Below are 212 nucleotides of genomic sequence, written 5' to 3' on the forward strand. Positions count from 1 at the left end.
AATCGTAGAATAGAAGTGTTAGAACAATTATTAGTCGATAAATTAGTGAAATCAGAGCAGCAATAAGCTGTTTTTTTATTTTGTATAAAGGAGTGAAAAGATGGATCGTATCGATGTATTACTAAAAACATTTATTGCTACTTTTGGTGGCTTTTGCGGTTATTTCTTAGGAGGATGGGATACAACATTGAAAGTTTTAGTAATTATGGCAG

Annotated in this window: 1 pseudogene; it reads left to right on the top strand. The window is 31.1% G+C overall.

The window, feature by feature from the left end:
* Positions 1-100: 100 nt before the first annotated feature.
* Positions 101-212: pseudogene (locus MR058_RS23210) on the top strand (phage holin family protein); the annotation flags it as partial.

The sequence above is a fragment of the Bacillus cereus group sp. BfR-BA-01430 genome, assembly GCF_022663115.1.
GTDB classification, from domain to species: Bacteria; Bacillota; Bacilli; order Bacillales; family Bacillaceae_G; genus Bacillus_A; species Bacillus_A cereus_BD.